Genomic DNA, 18,513 nt, shown 5'->3' with positions numbered 1-18,513 from the left:
GTAGACAGAAGTCAAGGGAAGATAACAGAATCCCGTAGTTGGAGCCGCGGGCCGGGACTTATGATAGTTACAGGAAGTCATCATTCCAAACAAGGGGGAAAGCGCTTTGAGATTCAGAAAAGTTTTGTCTACAGGGATCGCAGCCATGCTAAGCTCGTCCATGCTGCTCGTAGCGTGCAGCGGAAATAACGGGGATGTCAAACCCGGAAACAGCCCGGGAACAGGTTCCGCAGCCGCCTCGAAAGAACCGGCCAAAGCGGCGGAAAAGCCCGATCCGTTCGGCAAGTACGACCCTCCGATCGAGGTAACGTCCGTTCGCGAAATGAACAGCGCGTGGAAGTTTCCGAGCGACCAAACGATGGAAAACAACGTATGGACGAAAGGGTACGAGCAAGATCTCGGCATGAAGGTCAAATATTTGTGGACGTCGGACCAGTACGAGCAGAAGCTGAACCTGACGATCGCTTCCGGCCAGCTGCCGGACGTTATGGCAGTCAATGCGACGCAGCTGCAGCAGCTCGCGGATGCCGGTCAGCTTGCCGATTTGACCGACGTTTACCAGCAGTATGCATCTCCGGTCACCAAGGAGTATTTGGAGAAAGACGGAGGGGCGTCGATGAGGGCCGCTACGTTAAACGGAAAGCTGCTTGCGCTGCCTTTTACGGCTTCCGGCTACGATCAGGCTCCGCTTCTATGGGTACGCACCGATTGGCTCAAAAAGCTGAATTTGCCGGAGCCGAAAACGATGCAGGACGTATTTGCGATTGCAGAAGCGTTCACCACTCAGGATCCGGACGGCAATCAGAAGAACGATACGTTCGGACTTGGCGCGACGAAAGGCCTTTATGGCCATATGGGCACTCTGGAAGGCTTCTTCAACGGCTACCATGTTTATCCCGGCAAATGGGTCAAGGATGCTTCAGGCAAGCTGGTTTACGGCGGCGTTCAACCGGAGATGAAAGCGGCGCTGGCCAAGCTGAATGAAATGTACAAAAAGGGGCAGATCGACAGCGAATTCGGCGTACGGGACGGCAATAAGCTTGCCGAGTCCTTAACGTCAGGGAAGCTGGGCATGTTTTTCGGCGAAATGTGGGCGTCTCTCTTCCCGCTTCAGGACGGCAAGAACCTGAATCCGGAGATGGATTGGAAGGCTTATCCGCTTCCTTCGATCGATGGTAAGCCGGCGAAGCCGCAAATCGGTCTCGGCACCGTAGAATATTATGTGGTCAAGAAAAACTTCAAAAATCCGGAAGTCGTCGTCAAATTGATGAATTATTACTTGCGTCAATGTCTCGACCCCAATACGAGAGAGACGTTCAGCTACAAGGACGGCATGGAATTTTACCGGTTCTCGATCGTGAAGTCGTCATCCGTTACGTCGAATATCGATGCATACCTTGATGTGAAAGGAGCGCTCGAAACGAAAGATACGTCGAAGATGAAGGTGGAGAGCAACAAGGTATACTACGAGGCGGTCGACAAATTTATGAATCAAGGCGACATATCCGGATGGGGGTATACGCGAGTATTCGGACCAGGTGGCTCCCAGTCGCTGCTTCATCATTATTTTACGAATAACGGTTTTCAAAGGGATGAGTTTTTCGGCGCGCCGACGCCGTCGATGGGCGATAAAATACCGACGCTCGGTAAAATGGAAGTCGAACAATTTACGAAAATCATTATGGGCGCGGCGCCAATCGATTCGTTCGACGAATTTGCAGCCAACTGGAACAAGCTGGGCGGCGAGCAGGTGACGAAGGAAGTAAACGATTGGAAAGCCAAGCAATAAGCCGCAAATAATCGGCATGGAGGGGGAAGGAAGGGACGATCCCGCCTTTCCCCTCCTTCATGTTTAAATCCGATATAGATAGGACGGATTAGGATGGAAACGAAGCGAAGAAGGCTGCGCGAGCTGCCGCTGCATCTAATGCTGCTGCCCAGCGTCATTATATTGATTGTATACAGCTACATCCCGATGGCGGGCGTGGTGATCGCCTTTCAGAAATTTATACCGGCCAAAGGCATATTCCACTCGGAGTGGAACGGTTTGGACAACTTCCGTTACGTGCTGCTGATGCCCAATGTGACCCAGGTGTTATGGAATACGTTCTGGATTGCGGTGCTGAAAATTATTGCGAATCAGATCGTGCCGATTACGATTTCGATATTGCTGAACGAAATTGCCGGGAAATTTGTCAAGAGAGGCATCCAGACGCTCATCTATTTGCCGCATTTTTTATCTTGGGTCATTCTTGGGGGAATCCTGATCGATATTTTGTCGCCGTCCCAAGGAATCGTCAACCAGATGCTCGGCACGTTCGGAGTCAAGCCGATTTTCTTTCTCGGCGATAACGATTGGTTCCGCACCGTGCTTGTCACTTCAGACGTGTGGAAAGAGTTCGGTTTCAGCACGATCGTTTATTTGGCCGCATTAACGAGCATCAATCCGTCGCTTTATGAAGCGGCGCTCGTCGACGGAGCGAACCGATGGAAGCAAACCTGGCATATTACGCTTCCCGGCATGCGCCCGATTATCGTCCTGCTTATGACATTAAGCTTGGGGAGCGTACTCAATGCCGGTTTCGACCAGATTTACAATTTGCTTAGTCCGGTCGTTTATGAGACCGGAGACGTACTGGACACGCTCATTTACCGGCTTGGGCTTGTGGAATTCAAATTCGGTGTGGCCACCGCAGTAGGGCTGCTCAAATCTGCCGTCTCTTTGGTGTTGATTTCGATCTCTTACTTTCTGGCTTACCGGCTCGCCAACTACAGAATTTTCTAAAGGATATATTGTACGGCCGACTAACCGACAGGCGAAAGAAAGGAAGGGACCGTTTTGCGATATCAAAGGACGTTAGGCAGACAAAGCTTCATCATTTTTAATTATATATTCATGATCACACTCTCCTTTCTATGCTTGTTTCCGCTCATCCACGTGCTGGCCGTTTCCCTCAGCTCAAGTCCTGCGGCGACGGCGGGGCTTGTGAAATTATGGCCGGTCGACTTTACGACGAAATCGTATGAATTTATTTTGCAAAAGCCGGAGTTTCTTCGCTCCTTCGGCATTACGTTGAAGCGGGCGGCGCTTGGACTGGCTATCAACATGCTGTTTACGCTGCTCGCAGCATACCCGCTGTCCAAAGAGGTGTCGGCGTTTCGTTACCGGACGGTTTATGCATGGTTTTTCGTGTTTACGATCTTGTTCGGCGGCGGTCTCATTCCATGGTATATGACGATCAGGATGACCGGACTGCTCGATTCGATTTGGGCGCTGGTGCTGCCCGGCGCGGTCCCCGTGTTTAGCGTCATTTTGCTGCTGAACTTTTTCCGCGGATTGCCGAAGGAAATCGAGGAGTCGGCCTTCATGGACGGGGCGGGGCACTGGAAAGTGCTGTGGAGCATTTACGTTCCGCTTTCGATGCCGGCGCTGGCGACAATCGCTTTGTTCACTCTGGTGGGGCATTGGAATTCCTGGTTCGACGGACTCATTCTGATGAATTCGCCTGAGCGCTATCCGCTTTCCAGCTACCTGCAAACTGTCGTGATCGATAAAACGATGACGACCATGAAGGGGAACGATTGGATGTCGCTGGCCCAAATATCCGACCGTACGGCCAAAGCGGCGCAAATCTTTTTGGGGGCTTTGCCGATCTTGCTTGTTTACCCGTTATTGCAAAAATATTTCGTCAAAGGGATCGTGCTTGGCAGCGTGAAAGAATGAACGGTTTGTGGAGAGGAGATATGAACAAAGATGAGAGAACCGAACTGGCATTCCATTTCCGGTTTATACCCGCGCCCGCGGAGCAAAAGGATTTTCATTCACAGGCCGCTCGACCGAACGCTTGTTGAGGTGCGTCCCGATATGACGCTGCTGCTAAGGGACGCCCTTGGCAGATATGGCCCGATTCGAAGGGGATACGGCTTCGCGATCGCCTCTTTGGAGGAGGAACGGCCGCAAATGATCGACTATCGCGGTATGGAGCAATCGCTCCTCTCTCCCGAGCTGCCCGTCGCGAAGCTAACTTATCGGGACACAGCGATCGAATATCGCTTGACCGCGCTAACGACGAATGGTCCGGATGGGAACGGCTCGGTGCACATGTATCTAGATCTCACGAATTTACATCCGACGCTGGAGAAGCAGGCGTTTGTGCATGTACTTGCGATCGATACCGTCCATGACGCGCTTTATCGGCACGACAATGAGGATTATATTCCGTTCGAGACCGTAGAGGATGCGTGGCGGCGCGGACAAATCGCTTCGGTAACCGCTGGAAGGGACGATTCTGCGGATGCGGCGGAGCATTCTTGTACAGGGATTGCAAAGGATGCCGCCGGGCGGGAGCTTCTCCGTTTTGCGGCCGATGGCGGTACGAAAGCCGCACTTACAGGAGAAGGTGAGCAGGTTCTTTTCGCCAATGCTTTGAAGTTCGCCGCTGCGCTAGCACCGGGTCAATCGAAACGTATATCGCTCCAGGCGTTATACCCGGATTTTTCGGAACGGCCGGATGCCGCGGCGGCCGGCAGGACGGAGCGCAGCGAACTTCCCGATACGGCTGCGGCTGAAGCCGTGAAACCGGAATGTGGAGCGCAGCTGTTCGGAGCCGGCGAGGCGATTGCCGCCTGCCGTCAAATGTGGAGCGATACGCTTAAAGGCGGCATGACGGTGCGTATTCCCGAACGTATCGTTCAGGACGTGTTCGATACGATAAGAACGAATCATTTCCAATTAATGACCGAGCTTCCCGACGGCTCGCAAATCATCCCCGGACAGGGAGGATTTCACGACTTTTCCGAGGTTTATTCGTGGGAGGTGTCCGCTTATTTGCGGACGCTAGACCGGATGGGATACGGGCATTTGACGGAAAAAGCGCTCCGATATTTTATGTCGACTCAGGAAAGCAGCATTGGACCCGACGGCGATATCGCTTCTTCCGAAGGCTCGTTTCGCGCCAAAATCCATTGGATGTCGGAGACAGGCTCGGTTCTCGGCATGGTCGCGAGCCACTTCTGGCTGACGCATGATCGCGAGTGGCTGTATGCCGTGCTGGAGCCGGTGTTGAAGGCATGCGCTTGGGTGGCGAACGAACGGGCCGCCACGAAGAAATCGGCTTCAGGGTTGGGAGGGGAAGCACGCCATTACGGGCTTCTGACTCCGGGAAGACCGCACGACTGGCCGAACAGAGGTTACTTTTTCTTTACCGATACGATAACCTGGTACGGTTATTACTGGATCGCCCGGGCACTGCGGGAAATCGGCCATCCGGAAGCGGAGCGGTGGATGGCGGAGGCGGAGGATTACCGCACGTGCATCCTGAATGCCGTCGATCGGGCGACGCATATGTACCCGCAGGGAGAAAACATACGCTGGATCGCAAACGAACTATACGCGGAACCGGGCCGTGATGTCGGCATTTACGCTGTCGACGGTCCGATCAATCTGCTGGAATACGGGCTTTTGGCCCCGGATGACGGGCGCGTAGCCGAGCTTGAGCATTTTATGCGGATTTCGGGCAGGCTGACCGATTTATTCGCATGCAAGATGGATCAAATGGAAGATGCCGAATTGGGCCGGCTGCAGAAGGAATACGCAGAGGGAGACGTCGATTTGTATTACGTCAACGCCTCGGAAAGGATTTGGCACCGGACTTGGGCTATGCAGGGCAAACGTGAGAAGGCGCTGCGTTATTTTTATTCGACCCTGGCTTTCTCGACTACACTAGATACGCTTCACACCCATGAAAGGTATTGTCCGCAGCTCCCGTGGCTGTCTCCTTGGCAGCCGAACGGCAGCGGCAACGGGCGGCTGATCGAAATGATAAGCAACAGCTTATATATGCTGACTGAGGACGAGCTGCATCTGCTGCCGTGCATTCCGCGGGACTGGCTCGATACCGGTAAGACGGTAGAGGTGAGCGGAGCAAGAACCAACAGCGGCACATTGTCATTCGCAGTGACCCGCCTCTCAGCGGAAAAGCTTGAATTAAAGGCCGTTTTGCCGGGCCGGGTGGCAAAGTGCAAGCTGACTTTGGAGCTGGAGGTGCCGTATCGGGTATGTCAAGCGGCACATTCGGTCACTTGCGGGGCGGACATCGTTTCTTCGCTGGGCGTGGAAGGGAATAAATTGACCTTCACGCTGCTTCCCGGCGAATCGGATCGCGAGATCCGGCTTTCCGTTGTACTTGAGGAGAATGGATAGAATTTCAGGGTACGTAATTGAAAGGCAGGGATAAACTCGTGCAGACGCGATCTACGGTTAAATTGGGCGTAATCGGATTGGGGGAGAGGGGAAGCGGCTTGCTCCAATGCCTTCTGGCCATGGACGATGTGGAGGTGACGGCCGTCTGCGAGCTTTACGAGGATCGGCTGCAGACAGGACTGGACATTATGAAACAGGCGGGACGTCCAAATGGGGAAGGGTACTCGGATTATAGGCAGCTGCTTGCGCGCGGCGATATACAAGGCGTTATTATCGCCTCGACCTGGAATACGCATGCGGAAATCGCTATCGCGGCAATGAAAGCTGGCAAATATGCAGGTATGGAGGTTGGCGGAGCCGCTTCGCTGGAAGAGTGCTGGGAGTTGGTCCGAACATCGGAGCAAACGGGGGTGCCCTGCATGCTGCTGGAAAATTGCTGTTACGGACGGGAGGAGCTTGCCGTTCTCCACATGGTGAAGAAGGGGCTGCTTGGCGAGCTGGTCCACTGCCAGTGCGGCTATGAGCACGACCTGCGAAGCGAAGTCGCGCTCGGCGAACGGAATCGGCATAACCGGTATCGCAATTATTTGCACCGCAACGGCGAGCTGTACCCGATTCACGGACTCGGTCCGGTATCGAAAATGTTGGACGTTAACCGAGGAAACAGACTGATGACCTTGACCTCGATGTCCTCGAAGGCGTGTGGCATTCGGGAATGGGCGGCGGACAGGTTCGGCGAAAATGACCCGTTGGCCAAAACGAAATTCGCCCAGGGCGATATCGTGACGACGATGATCAAATGCGCGGGCGGCGAAACCGTCCAAATGATTCACGATACGACGCTGCCTCGTCCCTATTCCCGGGCGGGGAGGGTACAGGGAACGAAGGGGCTCTGGATGGAGGACAACAATTCGATCCATATCGAAGGAAGAAGCCCTGAGCACCAGTGGGAGCCTTTCGACACCTATCGCGATCAGTATGAGCATCCGATCTGGAAGCGATTTTTGAAGGAAGGGGTACAAGGCGGTCACGGCGGCATGGATTATCTGGTGCTCCGCGCATTCATAGAAAGTATACGAAACCGGGCGGATACGCCGATCGACGTCTACGATACCGCCGTTTGGATGGCGATTACCGTATTGTCCGAAAATTCGATAGCGCTGGGCAGCGCTCCTGTCGCGATTCCCGATTTCACAAAAGGCAAATGGATCGGCCGTTCTCCGGGTCCGGCCGGCCGATATAGGCTGGACCGTGTGGATGAATCCGTTTAGAGCGTGTCTTCAAACTATAAATCAATCCCAAAACATGGTAAAATTCTCCTATGAGAAGACGATATATTTTGTTATGGTTATATTAGGTTTGAAGACGCTCTAATAGGGAACGCACGTTTGACTCCTAATGCAAAAACGATCAGATGCAGGAGATGAACGCTCATGTCCGGGCAAGCAAAAAAGATCGACGTCAGAGAACTCGACAAGAATATGAACGTTGAGAATAGTATAAATACGTCGCTAAAGTGGCTGTCTCCATTCGAACAGCCATTTCAAATCGCCGGTTTTCCTTGGATCGCCAAGGAAGGCAGGTACCGCCGCCTCCCGGTTTCTCCGGCTGATCCCCTGCCTGAAGCAGTCGATATGCTGGCAGATTGTACCGCAGGCGGGCAAATCCGCTTTCGCACGAATTCTTCAAGTCTTTCGATCAAGGTTAAGCTATCGGGATCGGGAGGCGTGTATCATATGGCCGCGACCGGAGAGCGCGGCTTCGATTGCTATCTTGGCGAGCCCGGCAGCGAGCAATTTTGGGGAACGGCCCGTTTCGATCCTGCGAAAGCTGACTATGAAGCGCTATTCTATGACTGGCAGATGAAACGCGAATACTGTATAACGCTTTACTTCCCTTTGTATCAAGGAGTCGATGAAGTATGGATCGGCATCGATCTGGATGCCGATTTGAGCGAGGCTCCCGGTTTCGCGTGCGCCAAACCGGTCGTACTTTACGGTACGTCGATTCTGCAAGGGGGCTGTGCCTCGCGTCCTGGTATGGCGTATCCGGCGATTTTGAGTCGTGCCATTCCGCTCGAATTCGTCAATCTCGGCTTTTCCGGCAATGGCAAAGGGGAGCCGGAGCTCGCCCGGACGATTGCTGAAATCGCCGATCCGGCCCTGTTCGTTTTGGACTACGAAGCGAACGTAGCATCTGTCGAGCATATGGCGTCGACTTTACCGGCTTTTATCCGCATATTGCGAGAAAGCCACCCAGTCGTGCCGATTTTGGTAGTCTCCAAAATACGCTATGCGAAGGAACGCTTCGATGAAGGCATGCTGCACATGCGAGAAGGCTGTAAACAGGTGCAGCAGGAAACGGTTGAGCGGTTTACGAAGGAAGGGGACGCCAATATCCATTTCTACGACGGCTCTAAACTGCTTGGAGACGATTTTAGCGAGTGCACCGTCGACGGCATTCATCCGACCGATCTTGGCTTTCAGCGAATGGCGAAATCGCTTGAACTGACGATCCGCGAACTTGTAAAGTCTTTTCTGCAGCTGCAGACATTTTGCGGCGAGCAGGAAGGGAGGAATTAATGAACGCCGAAGCTTCAATAAAAAGACCGAACATAATCTTGATTATGACCGATCAGCAGCGCGGCGATTGCCTGAGCATCGAAAATCATCCGGTACTGCTGACGCCCAACATGGATCATATAGCGGGAAGCGGAGCTAGGTTCAGCAAATGTTATACGACATGTCCCGTATGCATTCCGGCGAGAAGGTCGCTGCTTTCCGGCCAGTTCCCGTCTACTCACGGGATGGTTGGGTACCGGGATCATGTTTCGGACTGGGATCCCGCTTTGAGTCTTCCTACGCATTTGAAAAAGGCAGGTTATCAGACGTATTTGGCCGGCAGAACGATGCACCAGCATCCGGAACGCAAACGATACGGCTACGATCATATGGTTCTGGGTACTTTGGATTACGATCGTTGGCTGCGGAAAAAAGTGCCGATCGAAACGTATATGCCTTCGGGCGAGCATCCCGGCACAGGGGATTATTACGGTACAGGCGTGATGAACAGCGATTGGACGGCGCGTCACTGGCATCTGGACGAGGCGCTGCATCAGACGAATTGGACGGTCAATGAAGCTTTGCGCTTTTTGCAAGATCGTGATCCCTCCTGTCCTTATTTTCTGACCGTTTCCTTCCTGGCTCCTCATCCGCCGTTAATTCCTCCGGCTTTTTACATGGACAGGTATTTGCGGCAAGAACCGCATGAGCCGGTCATTGGGGATTGGGCCGAGCCGCCTATCGGCGGAGGCAAGGGCAGAGGACCTGCAAGCACGAACGTCGATTTGCGCGGCGAAGCGCTGCGTTCTGCAAGAGCGGGCTACTATGGGCTGATCAATCATGTCGACGATCAAATTCGCAGATTTTTATTCGGTTCGGCCGTGGATAACCGCGATACCGTCGTTATTTTTACAAGCGATCACGGCGAAATGCTCGGCGATCATTATTTTTGGAAAAAAAGCCTGCCCTACGAACCGTCCGTACGAATTCCGCTGTTGATTCGCGCTCCCGAGCACTACGGCATTCGGCCTGGAACCGTCATCGACAATCCGGTATGTCTGGAAGATATTATGCCGACCATACTTGACATGGCGGGACTGGACATTCCTGAAACAGTCGATGGGATGAGCCTGCTTCCCCTGCTGCGGGGAGAGCAGACGGAGTGGCGCTCCTACCTTCACATCGAACAAGGCGAAGGGGCGCTGGAAAAACAATATACGCATCATACGCTGACCGACGGCAAGGAAAAATACATTTGGTTCGCGAATGACGGCAGGGAGCAGTTTTTTCATTTGGCGGAAGATCCGAATGAATGCCGGGAGCTTTCCGTTAAAGAGCAGGCCGCGGAAAGGATGAACGATTGGCGGAGGCTGTTGATCGAGGTGCTGAAGGATCGTCCGGAAGGATTTACCGATGGCGGGCGGTTGATCGCAGGTCGTCCATATTCGCCTGTGATGCCTCGGCGTGACGGCTAAGGTTAGATAGAAATGCGCTCCTCGGCATGAAATATGCATCCTATATTGATAAATAGCGGAAGCTCGGGCTACTATTAGCTTGAGCTTCTTTTTGAGTTTGCGGGACGCAATTTAGAGTTTGTTAAGCGTTTTGCCGTACAATGAGAAGACGCAGCTGGGAGGGTGAAACAAGTGGGGCGTTTGGTCAAGGATAAGTTTCTGATATGTCTCCTCCTGCTGACCGTCTGCTTTGGATATGTCATGTGGCTGACAATGACGTCCGACCGGAGCGAGATGTCGGTGAGCCGCGGGGTTTTGGATTTAAGCGGCTGGGACTATGACAATAACAGCTTGATGTCTTTGGACGGTGAGTGGGAGTTTTATGCCAGTCGTCTGCTCGAACCGGGAAGCTCCGAAATAACGGAGAAGGCCCGAAGCTACATTCAAGTTCCGGGAAAATGGGACGGGCTGCAGGACGGCGAAGGCGGAACGATGCGGGGCAATGGGTTCGGCACCTATCGGCTCGTCATCAAAAATGCCCCGGTGGGGATGTCGCTTGCGATCGCCAAAAATTACGCGCGGTTTGCGGACAAGCTGTATATCGACGGTGCGCTGGTCGGAGAATCGGGGGAAACGGGGGTCTCCAAAGACCGTTATACGCCCCGCAACGTTCCTTATGCCGCGTATTTTCAATCGCGTTCGGGAGAGCTCGAAGTTTTGCTGCAGGTGTCCAATTTCGACTTCAAGAACGGCGGAATAACGGATTCTCTCGTGTTTGGACTCGGCAAGGAGATGCAGATCCAAAAAACGTTTCTGACCGGCCTTGAAATTATGGGAACGATTGTTTTGCTTATATTTGCCTTGATCAATATCAGCTTGTATATATGGTTTCATCGGGATTCCTTACTTCTCTTGTTCGGAAGCTTTTTCCTCTTCTTCACGGTGAGCATCTTTACGAACGGAGAACGATTGTTTTTGCAGCTTTTGCCGGCCGTTTCTTTTGAAGTGGCCTTTAAAATAAAAGTGATTTCGACGTTTATGGCGCCGGCCCTTCTTTTCTATATCTCCTGGAGTCTGGTCCGGCAATCGCGCATTCGCATACTGTTTTTCGTTTACGCATTGATTCTGACCGTTTATTGCATCGGAGTTGTTTTTCTGCCGTTTCGGATATATTCGGGGATACAAGACATTCTGTACGCGGGAATTACGTTCATCTACTTGGTCTTGGTCGGTTACCTTCTTACCTCTTATGTCCGTGAGCGTTACGGCTTATTGGACAAACGCCAATTCCAGTTTTACTTTGCGGCGGCTTGGTCTCTTCTGCTGCTTGGCATTAACGTCATTCTGGGCAACCAGATCATGACCACAAGGCTGCTGAACTATGTTGCGGTCCTCTTGTTTCTCATTTTTATATCGATGCTGCTCATTCATCAGTTTGTCGGGACGTATACCGCCATGAAAAAGCTGACCAAGCAGCTTCAGCTGGCCGACCGTATGAAGGACGAATTTTTGCTCATTACGTCCCATGAACTGAATACGCCGCTCAACGGCATTATGAACGTTTCACGGGCTTTGCTGAAGGAGCCGTTCAAGAAATCGTCCGAGAAAGAATTGAAGGATAAGCTGCAAATGATCCGAAATACGGCTTACCGCATGTCCAATATGGTCAACGATATTATCGACTCCGTGCGGATTAAGGACGGCAAGCTTCCGGTGGAGAGGAGAGCCGTCGATCTTGCTACTTGCGTGTCCGTTGTGATGGAGGTTTTCGGTTATATGGCCAAAGGAAAAAACACGCAGCTCATTTCCCGGATCGATCCCGAGGCCAGATACGTGTACGCGGATGAAAAGCGGTTAATGCAGGTTCTCTACAATGCGCTTAATTTCAGCCTAAAGCATAATCAAGACGGCAGCGTGGTTATCGGCAGCGGGAGGAAAGGGGAGATGGTCGGCATTCGCATCCATGCGGAAAACGGGCTGTCGGGTCCGGCTCAGCGGGCTCCGGACGCGGAAGCCGAAGAAACGGCGGAGACCGGCGGATTTTCCGTAGGATTATCCGTTGCGAAAGAACTCGTCGAGTTAATGGAAGGCACATTCATCCCTAGCGCGGAGGGGGTGGAGGTTTTTATGCCTGCAGCCGATCACGACGGCGCGACGGAAGAAATACCGGCCAATGACGACGGGGAGCCGCAGCAGCCGGTATTGGCGGATTTATTCGAATCGAAGAGCACTGCGGGAAAAACCGCGAAAATCCTGATCGCTTCCGCGGATCCGGTCGACGTCGAGCATCTGTACGGCATGCTGACGACGGAAGGCTTCGAGGCTAGCTGCGCCGGCACCAATAAAGAGGCCTACTCCCGGGTGACCCGCATGGACCGGCCGGATCTTGTGCTGCTGGACGTTATGCTGCCGGATGAAAACGGCTACGAGTTATGCCGGCGCATTCGCGACCATTTTACGCAGGCGGAGCTGCCGATTCTGCTGATCAGCTCCCGCTGGACTTCTGCGGAGATTGAAGCCGGCATTGCTGCCGGCGGAAGCGACTTCGTAACGAGGCCGCTCGATCCGGGGGAAATCAGGGTGCGGATCAACACGCTGTTGTCGATGAAGCGTTTGGTCAAGGAAGCGGCCGTTAACGAGATGGCCTTCCTGCGTTCTCAAATCAAGCCGCATTTTCTGTACAACGCTCTAGGCACGATCATGTCTCTTTGTTACACGGACGGCGTTCGTGCCGGGGAATTGCTCAGCATCTTCAGCCGATATCTTCGCATCATCTTTCATCTCGACAATACGGAGGAAACCGTCAAGCTGAGCAAGGAAATGGAGCTGATCCAGGCATACGCCGATATCGAGCAGGCACGTTTCGGCGATCGCGTGCGCTTCGAGGTCGATGTCGACAAGGAGCTGTACGGATGCCAAGTGATGCCGCTGACGATCGAACCGTTGGTCGAGAACGCCATCCGGCATGGCGTATCCAAGAAGCTCAGCGGGGGAACCGTCAAGCTGACGATCAAGAAGGACGGCGAATACGTCCGAGTCGTCGTCGAGGACGACGGCACGGGCATGACGCCCGAGCAAGTGAGCGCCATTCTGGATAGCGGCAGGCGGGAGCATGGCGTCGGCTTCCGCAATATTATGCGCCGCGTGGCGCATATGACGGGAAAGCCGCCTGTCGTGGAGAGCGAGAAGGGCAAGGGCACGACGGTTACGATTTGGCTTCCGCTGGTTTATTCTTCTTGATATAGCACGAACCGTGCTTGAACGGGCCGCATTCCCGCCGCCGGCTTGTTAAGCGTTTGTTAAGCAGTCGTCGGTATGATGGTGTCGTGTAGGGGATATTTTCATTGGCCATGATTTTAACGGCTCAAGACCGGCATCGGTGCAAAAAGCTCTGGACTATAGGACAACAATCATGATCATTCGGCAGAATACGGTCAGGCTGCCGGGACAGGGGAGAGAAAAGTGATTCAAGCGTTTCTAGTCGACGACGAAGAGCATGCGCTCAATATTTTGGAGCTTTTCCTCGAGAGGATCGGCGGTGTCGAGGTCATCGGCCGCTCGAACAACGGATTCGACGCGATCCGGCAATTGGAGAGCCTGAAGCCCGATGTGCTGTTCCTCGATATCGAGATGCCGGAGATGAACGGAATCGAACTGGCCGAAAGGCTGAGAAACGACCGGTCGGACGTACGCATCATTTTTGTAACGGCTTACGACCAATACGCGATATCCGCATTCGAGCTGGCTGCGATCGATTACATATTGAAGCCGCTTGAGATGGAGAGGCTGGTGAAGACGGTCTCGCGGATTTACAAGGAGCTGGACAGGCATAGAGGGGGCGCAGGTTTGGCGGCAAATAACGCCGTTCCTTCCCTCGCGGAGGCTCCCCGGCTCACGATCCGGTTAATGGGACAATATTCGGCGGGCATCGAGGGCAAGTCGGGCATCCGATGGCGAACGAATAAGGAGAAGGAATTGCTGGCGTATCTCGCCTCGCGAAACGAATATCGCGCCCATCGCGATCAGATTATCGAAGATTTATGGCCGGAGGAAAATTTCGATAAAGCCAAGGTTTATTTGCATACCTCCGTCAGCCTGCTGCGCAAGCATTTGAAGCAAATTGATCTCGACGGGATCGTCAAATACGAGAACGAACGGTATTTCCTGGACAAAGACCGGGTTGATGTAGACGTACCGTCCTTCAAGAAGCATTTGCAGGAATTAAAGCAGCTGGAAAAACCGACTCCAAGGGACATTGAACGGGCACTTCTCTTCCATAAGGGACCTCTGCTGAAGGACGAGGATTACTTATGGGCGGACTATGACGCGGAGCTGCTCGAGAGAACGGCGGCGGAATGGCGGCTTGCTCTTGGCGGATTTTACTGGGAAAGCGGGGAATATGATAAAGTTGCAGAGACCGCGGAGCTTGCCATCGAACGTTCTCCTTACGATGAAGAAGCTTATCGTTTGTTGATGAAAAGCTATAACGGTCTCGGGAAAAATTATTTGGTGCACTCGGTTTACCACCGGCTTACCGATAAGCTCGAGGAACTGCAAATCAAGCCGTCGGAGCTCACCTTGAAGCTTTATGAAGAGTGCTGCAAATAGGGAGCGCGGCGGATTGTCAGCCAGAGAGAGCCTTCCATTCCGCCTCATGCGGGTTTGGAGGTTCTTTCCTTTTGCCTAAAGTTTGTTCAGCCAAATGAATAGGACGGCCGAAAAACTGTGAGTTTTTTGAGAGTTCGTGATGATAGGATAGAGTAACGGATATGGCGGCGATCGGCGATCGGAAAGGTTATCAGCCAGGGAAGCGCTGGACAAGCTTGCGGAGCGCCGCGATGTCGACCTCTTCATCATCGATGTCAGGAAACGACCGACCCGGTTCACCAAAGGAGAGACGGACATGTTTAACGTTGTGATCGTGGATGACGAAAAACCGATTCTGGAGCTAATGAAGGTCGTCATCGGCCGGAACCCGAATTACTCGATAGCCGGGGCGTTCATGAGTCCGTTCGAGGCGCTGTCGCATATGGCCGAGCTTAAGCCGGACGTCGCGTTTCTGGATGTGGAGATGCCGCTCATGAACGTACTCGAGCTCGCGCATAAAATCAACGAGATGTCGGAGCGGACGAAAATCGTTTTTACGACGGCGCATAAGCAATATGCTTTGGATGCTTTTCATGTGTATGCCTTCGATTATATTTTGAAGCCCGTAACGGCTGCGGCAATCGAGCGCGTCACGAACCGTCTGGTCAAGGAGCGTCAACAAGCACTGCCTGTCAAAAAGGAAAAGCGCGCCGCCTCGGTAACATGCTTCGGAGGCTTCGAAGTGCGAAGTCCGGACGGTGAGCTCGTCCGGTGGCCGACCCGCAAAACGGAGGAGCTGTTCGCTTATTTCTTATGCCACCCGGGCAAAGATATCGGCAAATGGCAGCTCGCCGATATGTTATGGCCGGATATGAGCGAGGAGCGAGCGTCGCATAATTTGCACAATACGGTGTACCGGCTCAAAAAAATACTCAAGGAGCAAGAAATAGGCATGGACGTGCTGAAGACGAATGCCGGTTATATTTTGGAAACGTTCGGCTGGGAGTACGACGCGCTCGCATTTCAAACGTTTGCTTTAACGTCTGAAGGGAAGGAAAGAGAGCCCGCATGGGCGGAAAGGCTCAGCTCGTTATACAAGGGGCCGCTGCTTGAGAACAAGGACTATCTCTGGAAGGCCGGGCTGGAAGAAACCTGCAGCAAGCAATATGCTTCCCTGGTAGGCGGCCTTGTCCGGCGCGAATCGGCGGAAGGGCGGTGGAGCCAGGCGGAGCAAAGGCTTGGCGCTTATTTGGCGCTGTACCCTTTGGACGAGGAGATGAATCAGCTTCTGCTCGACGTTTATGCGCAAAGCGGAAGCACGGATAAACTAACGAGACATTTCGCCAGGTTTGAGGTGACTTACCTCAAGGAAATGGGGATCGAACTGCCTAAAGCGATGAAGGAGCGGATAAATGCGCTCCAGTCCGAAAGCCGGGATAAGCGGACATAACGGCTCATATCTTCGCAGAACGTGAGCAAGGCCGCAGGTAACTATGCATATAGATATACTTCATGCCAAGGAGGTGCAATAACAGCCGTGACAAAAATTATGGTAGTCGACGATGCGGTTTTTATGAGAACGATGATGAAGGAAATCCTCAAATCGGAGGGTTTTGAAATCGTGGCTGAAGCAGCGAATGGAGAAGAAGCCGTGCAGCTGTATAAGCAGGTCAAACCCGATGTAGTTACGATGGATATAACCATGCCGGAGATGGATGGCGTAGATGCGCTTGCAGCAATAAAGAAAATCGATCCCCAGGCGAAGGTAATCATGTGTTCGGCAATGGGGCAGCAAGAAATGGTTATTCGCGCCATACGGGCAGGGGCAATGGACTTTATCGTGAAACCGATCCAGAAGGATCGGGTTATTGCGGCGGTTAAAAAAGTTTTATAGTTGAAAAAACTGGTTAAACCTTCCCGGCATTGACGGGAGCTTCAAGGTCAAGACGCCGCTGACGCTCCCAATGGAGATGCACCATGCGCCCGAAACGCCCGAAGCGTGCGATGCGCCCTGCGCACTTCGGCCTACCCGAAGCTGTGCAGGCATTCGATCGGGGCGGAGCTTTTCATTTGCGGCACATGTTCAGTAAAGTCTTTCATAAAGTAGTTAAAGGCGACGCATCGAATTACCGATTTTGATTACAAGGAGAGAAGGGTATGGCCCCAAAAAATTTGAAGCAAATGCGCAGTCAACTGGATAAGATTAATCTTCAGCTGCTGGAGCTGCTTTCGGAACGGGCGCGCATTGTCCAAGCGATCGGACGGGAGAAGGAAAAGCAAGGTGTCCCCAGGTTCGATCCCGTGAGGGAGAGGGATATGCTTGACGAGCTGGTTGCGAGCAATAAAGGGCCTTTCAGCCATGAAACCGTCCGGCATTTGTTCAAGCAAATTTTTCAGGCGTCCTTAACCCTGCAGCAGGAAGAGCATATCAAGCATTTATTGGTAAGCCGCAAAAAGCGGAGAGAGGATACTATCGTTCAGTTGGACGGTATCGCGATCGGAGACGGAAAGCCTGTCCTGATAGCCGGCCCCTGTTCGGTCGAGAGCCTTGAGCAGGTGCGGCAGGTGGCATCGGTGCTAAAGCAAACCGGCATTTCCGTTATGCGCGGCGGCGCGTTCAAGCCGAGAACATCCCCATATGATTTCCAAGGGCTTGGAGTGGAGGGACTGAAGATCCTGAAAGAGGCGGGAAGCGAGTTCGGATTGAAAACGATCAGCGAAATTGTCGATCCCTCCCATATCCCTTTGGCCTGCGATTATATCGATGTCATCCAGATCGGCGCAAGAAATATGCAAAACTTCGAGCTGCTCAAAGCGGCGGGCGACGTGCGCAAACCGATCCTCCTGAAACGCGGGCTGGCGGCGACGCTGGACGAATTTCTTCACGCCGCGGAATATATCGTATCTCGGGGCAATACGCAAGTGATGCTGATCGAAAGAGGCATTCGCACATACGAAAAAGCGACTCGAAATACGCTCGACATATCCGCCGTGCCGATTCTGAAGCAGGAAAGCCATCTCCCGGTTCTTGTCGACGTTACGCATTCCACCGGCCGAAAAGATATTATGGCGGCCTGCGCCAAGGCAGCATTGGCGGCAGGCGCTGACGGCATTATGGTCGAGGTGCATCCGGATCCGGCAACGGCATTGTCGGACGCCGCACAGCAGCTAAATTTCGAAGAGTTCGCGCGTTTTTTGGCGGAGGTCAAGAAGTCGGGATTGCTTTGAAAAATTTCGCTCACTTATCCCACTCAGTAAATTCCGCCAACTCAGTCACTCATCCCACTTAGCACATACCGTCTACTCAGTCGCTCCTCCCACTTAGCACATTCCGCCTACTCAGTCGCTCATCCCACTCAGCACATTCCGCCTACTCAGTCGCTCAACCCACTTAGCACATTCCGTTTACTCATATCGTCCGCTTGTCTGCCTGCATCGACAGTTCGCCAGCTAGTACGCGATCCAGTCTAATTGATGAAGACACGGCTAAGAAGCAACCACGGAGAGTGAAATTGTTAGGCATGGCCCGTGCTTAGTGGAGAAAACCTTATTGTTAATGAGGCTGTCCGCACTATTTCACAGGTAAAATGCTCGTTCTCGCTCACTAGTGAGGCAAACGCAATTATCAATTTCGTTTGCCTTACTATTAGCATTCCTGTAGGTGCTAAGATTTCGGCTTTGAATAGTACGAGCACCCTCTGTATAGTAG

Annotated in this window: 12 protein-coding genes; all 12 read left to right on the top strand. The window is 53.0% G+C overall.

Annotated elements, in window-relative coordinates; genetic code table 11:
- The first annotated feature begins 106 nt into the window (after positions 1 to 106).
- On the top strand, positions 107 to 1,789 hold the full coding sequence (locus DQG23_RS31305) for an extracellular solute-binding protein (protein ID WP_113034972.1): 1,683 nt from the start codon (positions 107 to 109) through the stop codon (positions 1,787 to 1,789).
- Between the two features lie 93 nt (positions 1,790 to 1,882).
- Positions 1,883 to 2,785: an ABC transporter permease gene (locus DQG23_RS31300; protein ID WP_113034971.1), complete on the top strand. Its 903-nt coding sequence runs from the start codon at positions 1,883 to 1,885 to the stop codon at positions 2,783 to 2,785.
- 111 nt (positions 2,786 to 2,896) lie between these two features.
- Entirely contained in the window at positions 2,897 to 3,724 is an 828-nt protein-coding gene (locus DQG23_RS31295) for a carbohydrate ABC transporter permease (protein WP_113035052.1), read from the top strand.
- A gap of 30 nt (positions 3,725 to 3,754) precedes the next feature.
- Positions 3,755 to 6,202: a hypothetical protein gene (locus DQG23_RS31290; protein ID WP_113034970.1), complete on the top strand. Its 2,448-nt coding sequence runs from the start codon at positions 3,755 to 3,757 to the stop codon at positions 6,200 to 6,202.
- Positions 6,203 to 6,240: 38 nt separating this feature from the next.
- Positions 6,241 to 7,473, top strand: a complete 1,233-nt coding sequence (locus DQG23_RS31285) for a Gfo/Idh/MocA family protein (RefSeq protein WP_238178129.1) — start codon at positions 6,241 to 6,243, stop codon at positions 7,471 to 7,473.
- A 162-nt stretch (positions 7,474 to 7,635) separates the two neighbouring features.
- Entirely contained in the window at positions 7,636 to 8,784 is a 1,149-nt protein-coding gene (locus DQG23_RS31280; protein ID WP_113034968.1) for an SGNH/GDSL hydrolase family protein, read from the top strand.
- On the top strand, positions 8,784 to 10,238 hold the full coding sequence (locus tag DQG23_RS31275; protein WP_113034967.1) for an arylsulfatase: 1,455 nt from the start codon (positions 8,784 to 8,786) through the stop codon (positions 10,236 to 10,238). Before DQG23_RS31280 ends, DQG23_RS31275 begins: the two co-directional genes overlap by 1 nt.
- Before the next feature lie 171 nt (positions 10,239 to 10,409).
- Positions 10,410 to 13,457, top strand: coding sequence for a hybrid sensor histidine kinase/response regulator (locus tag DQG23_RS31270; protein WP_113034966.1), 3,048 nt, complete (start codon positions 10,410 to 10,412; stop codon positions 13,455 to 13,457).
- A 222-nt stretch (positions 13,458 to 13,679) separates the two neighbouring features.
- Positions 13,680 to 14,825 (top strand): response regulator, encoded by a 1,146-nt coding sequence (locus DQG23_RS31265; protein WP_113034965.1) that lies wholly within the window; start codon positions 13,680 to 13,682, stop codon positions 14,823 to 14,825.
- A 295-nt stretch (positions 14,826 to 15,120) separates the two neighbouring features.
- Positions 15,121 to 16,254, top strand: coding sequence for a response regulator (locus DQG23_RS31260; protein ID WP_113034964.1), 1,134 nt, complete (start codon positions 15,121 to 15,123; stop codon positions 16,252 to 16,254).
- Positions 16,255 to 16,353: 99 nt separating this feature from the next.
- Complete coding sequence (locus tag DQG23_RS31255) at positions 16,354 to 16,698, top strand: response regulator (RefSeq protein WP_192894659.1); 345 nt, start codon at positions 16,354 to 16,356, stop codon at positions 16,696 to 16,698.
- A gap of 263 nt (positions 16,699 to 16,961) precedes the next feature.
- Entirely contained in the window at positions 16,962 to 18,032 is a 1,071-nt protein-coding gene (locus DQG23_RS31250; RefSeq protein WP_113034962.1) for a bifunctional 3-deoxy-7-phosphoheptulonate synthase/chorismate mutase, read from the top strand.
- The last annotated feature ends 481 nt before the right edge of the window (positions 18,033 to 18,513 follow it).

It is taken from the genome of Paenibacillus contaminans (assembly GCF_003285015.1).
Taxonomy (GTDB): domain Bacteria; phylum Bacillota; class Bacilli; order Paenibacillales; family NBRC-103111; genus Paenibacillus_V; species Paenibacillus_V contaminans.
Note: the sequence above shows the minus strand (reverse complement) of the source record. Positions and strands in the feature narration are given on the sequence as shown.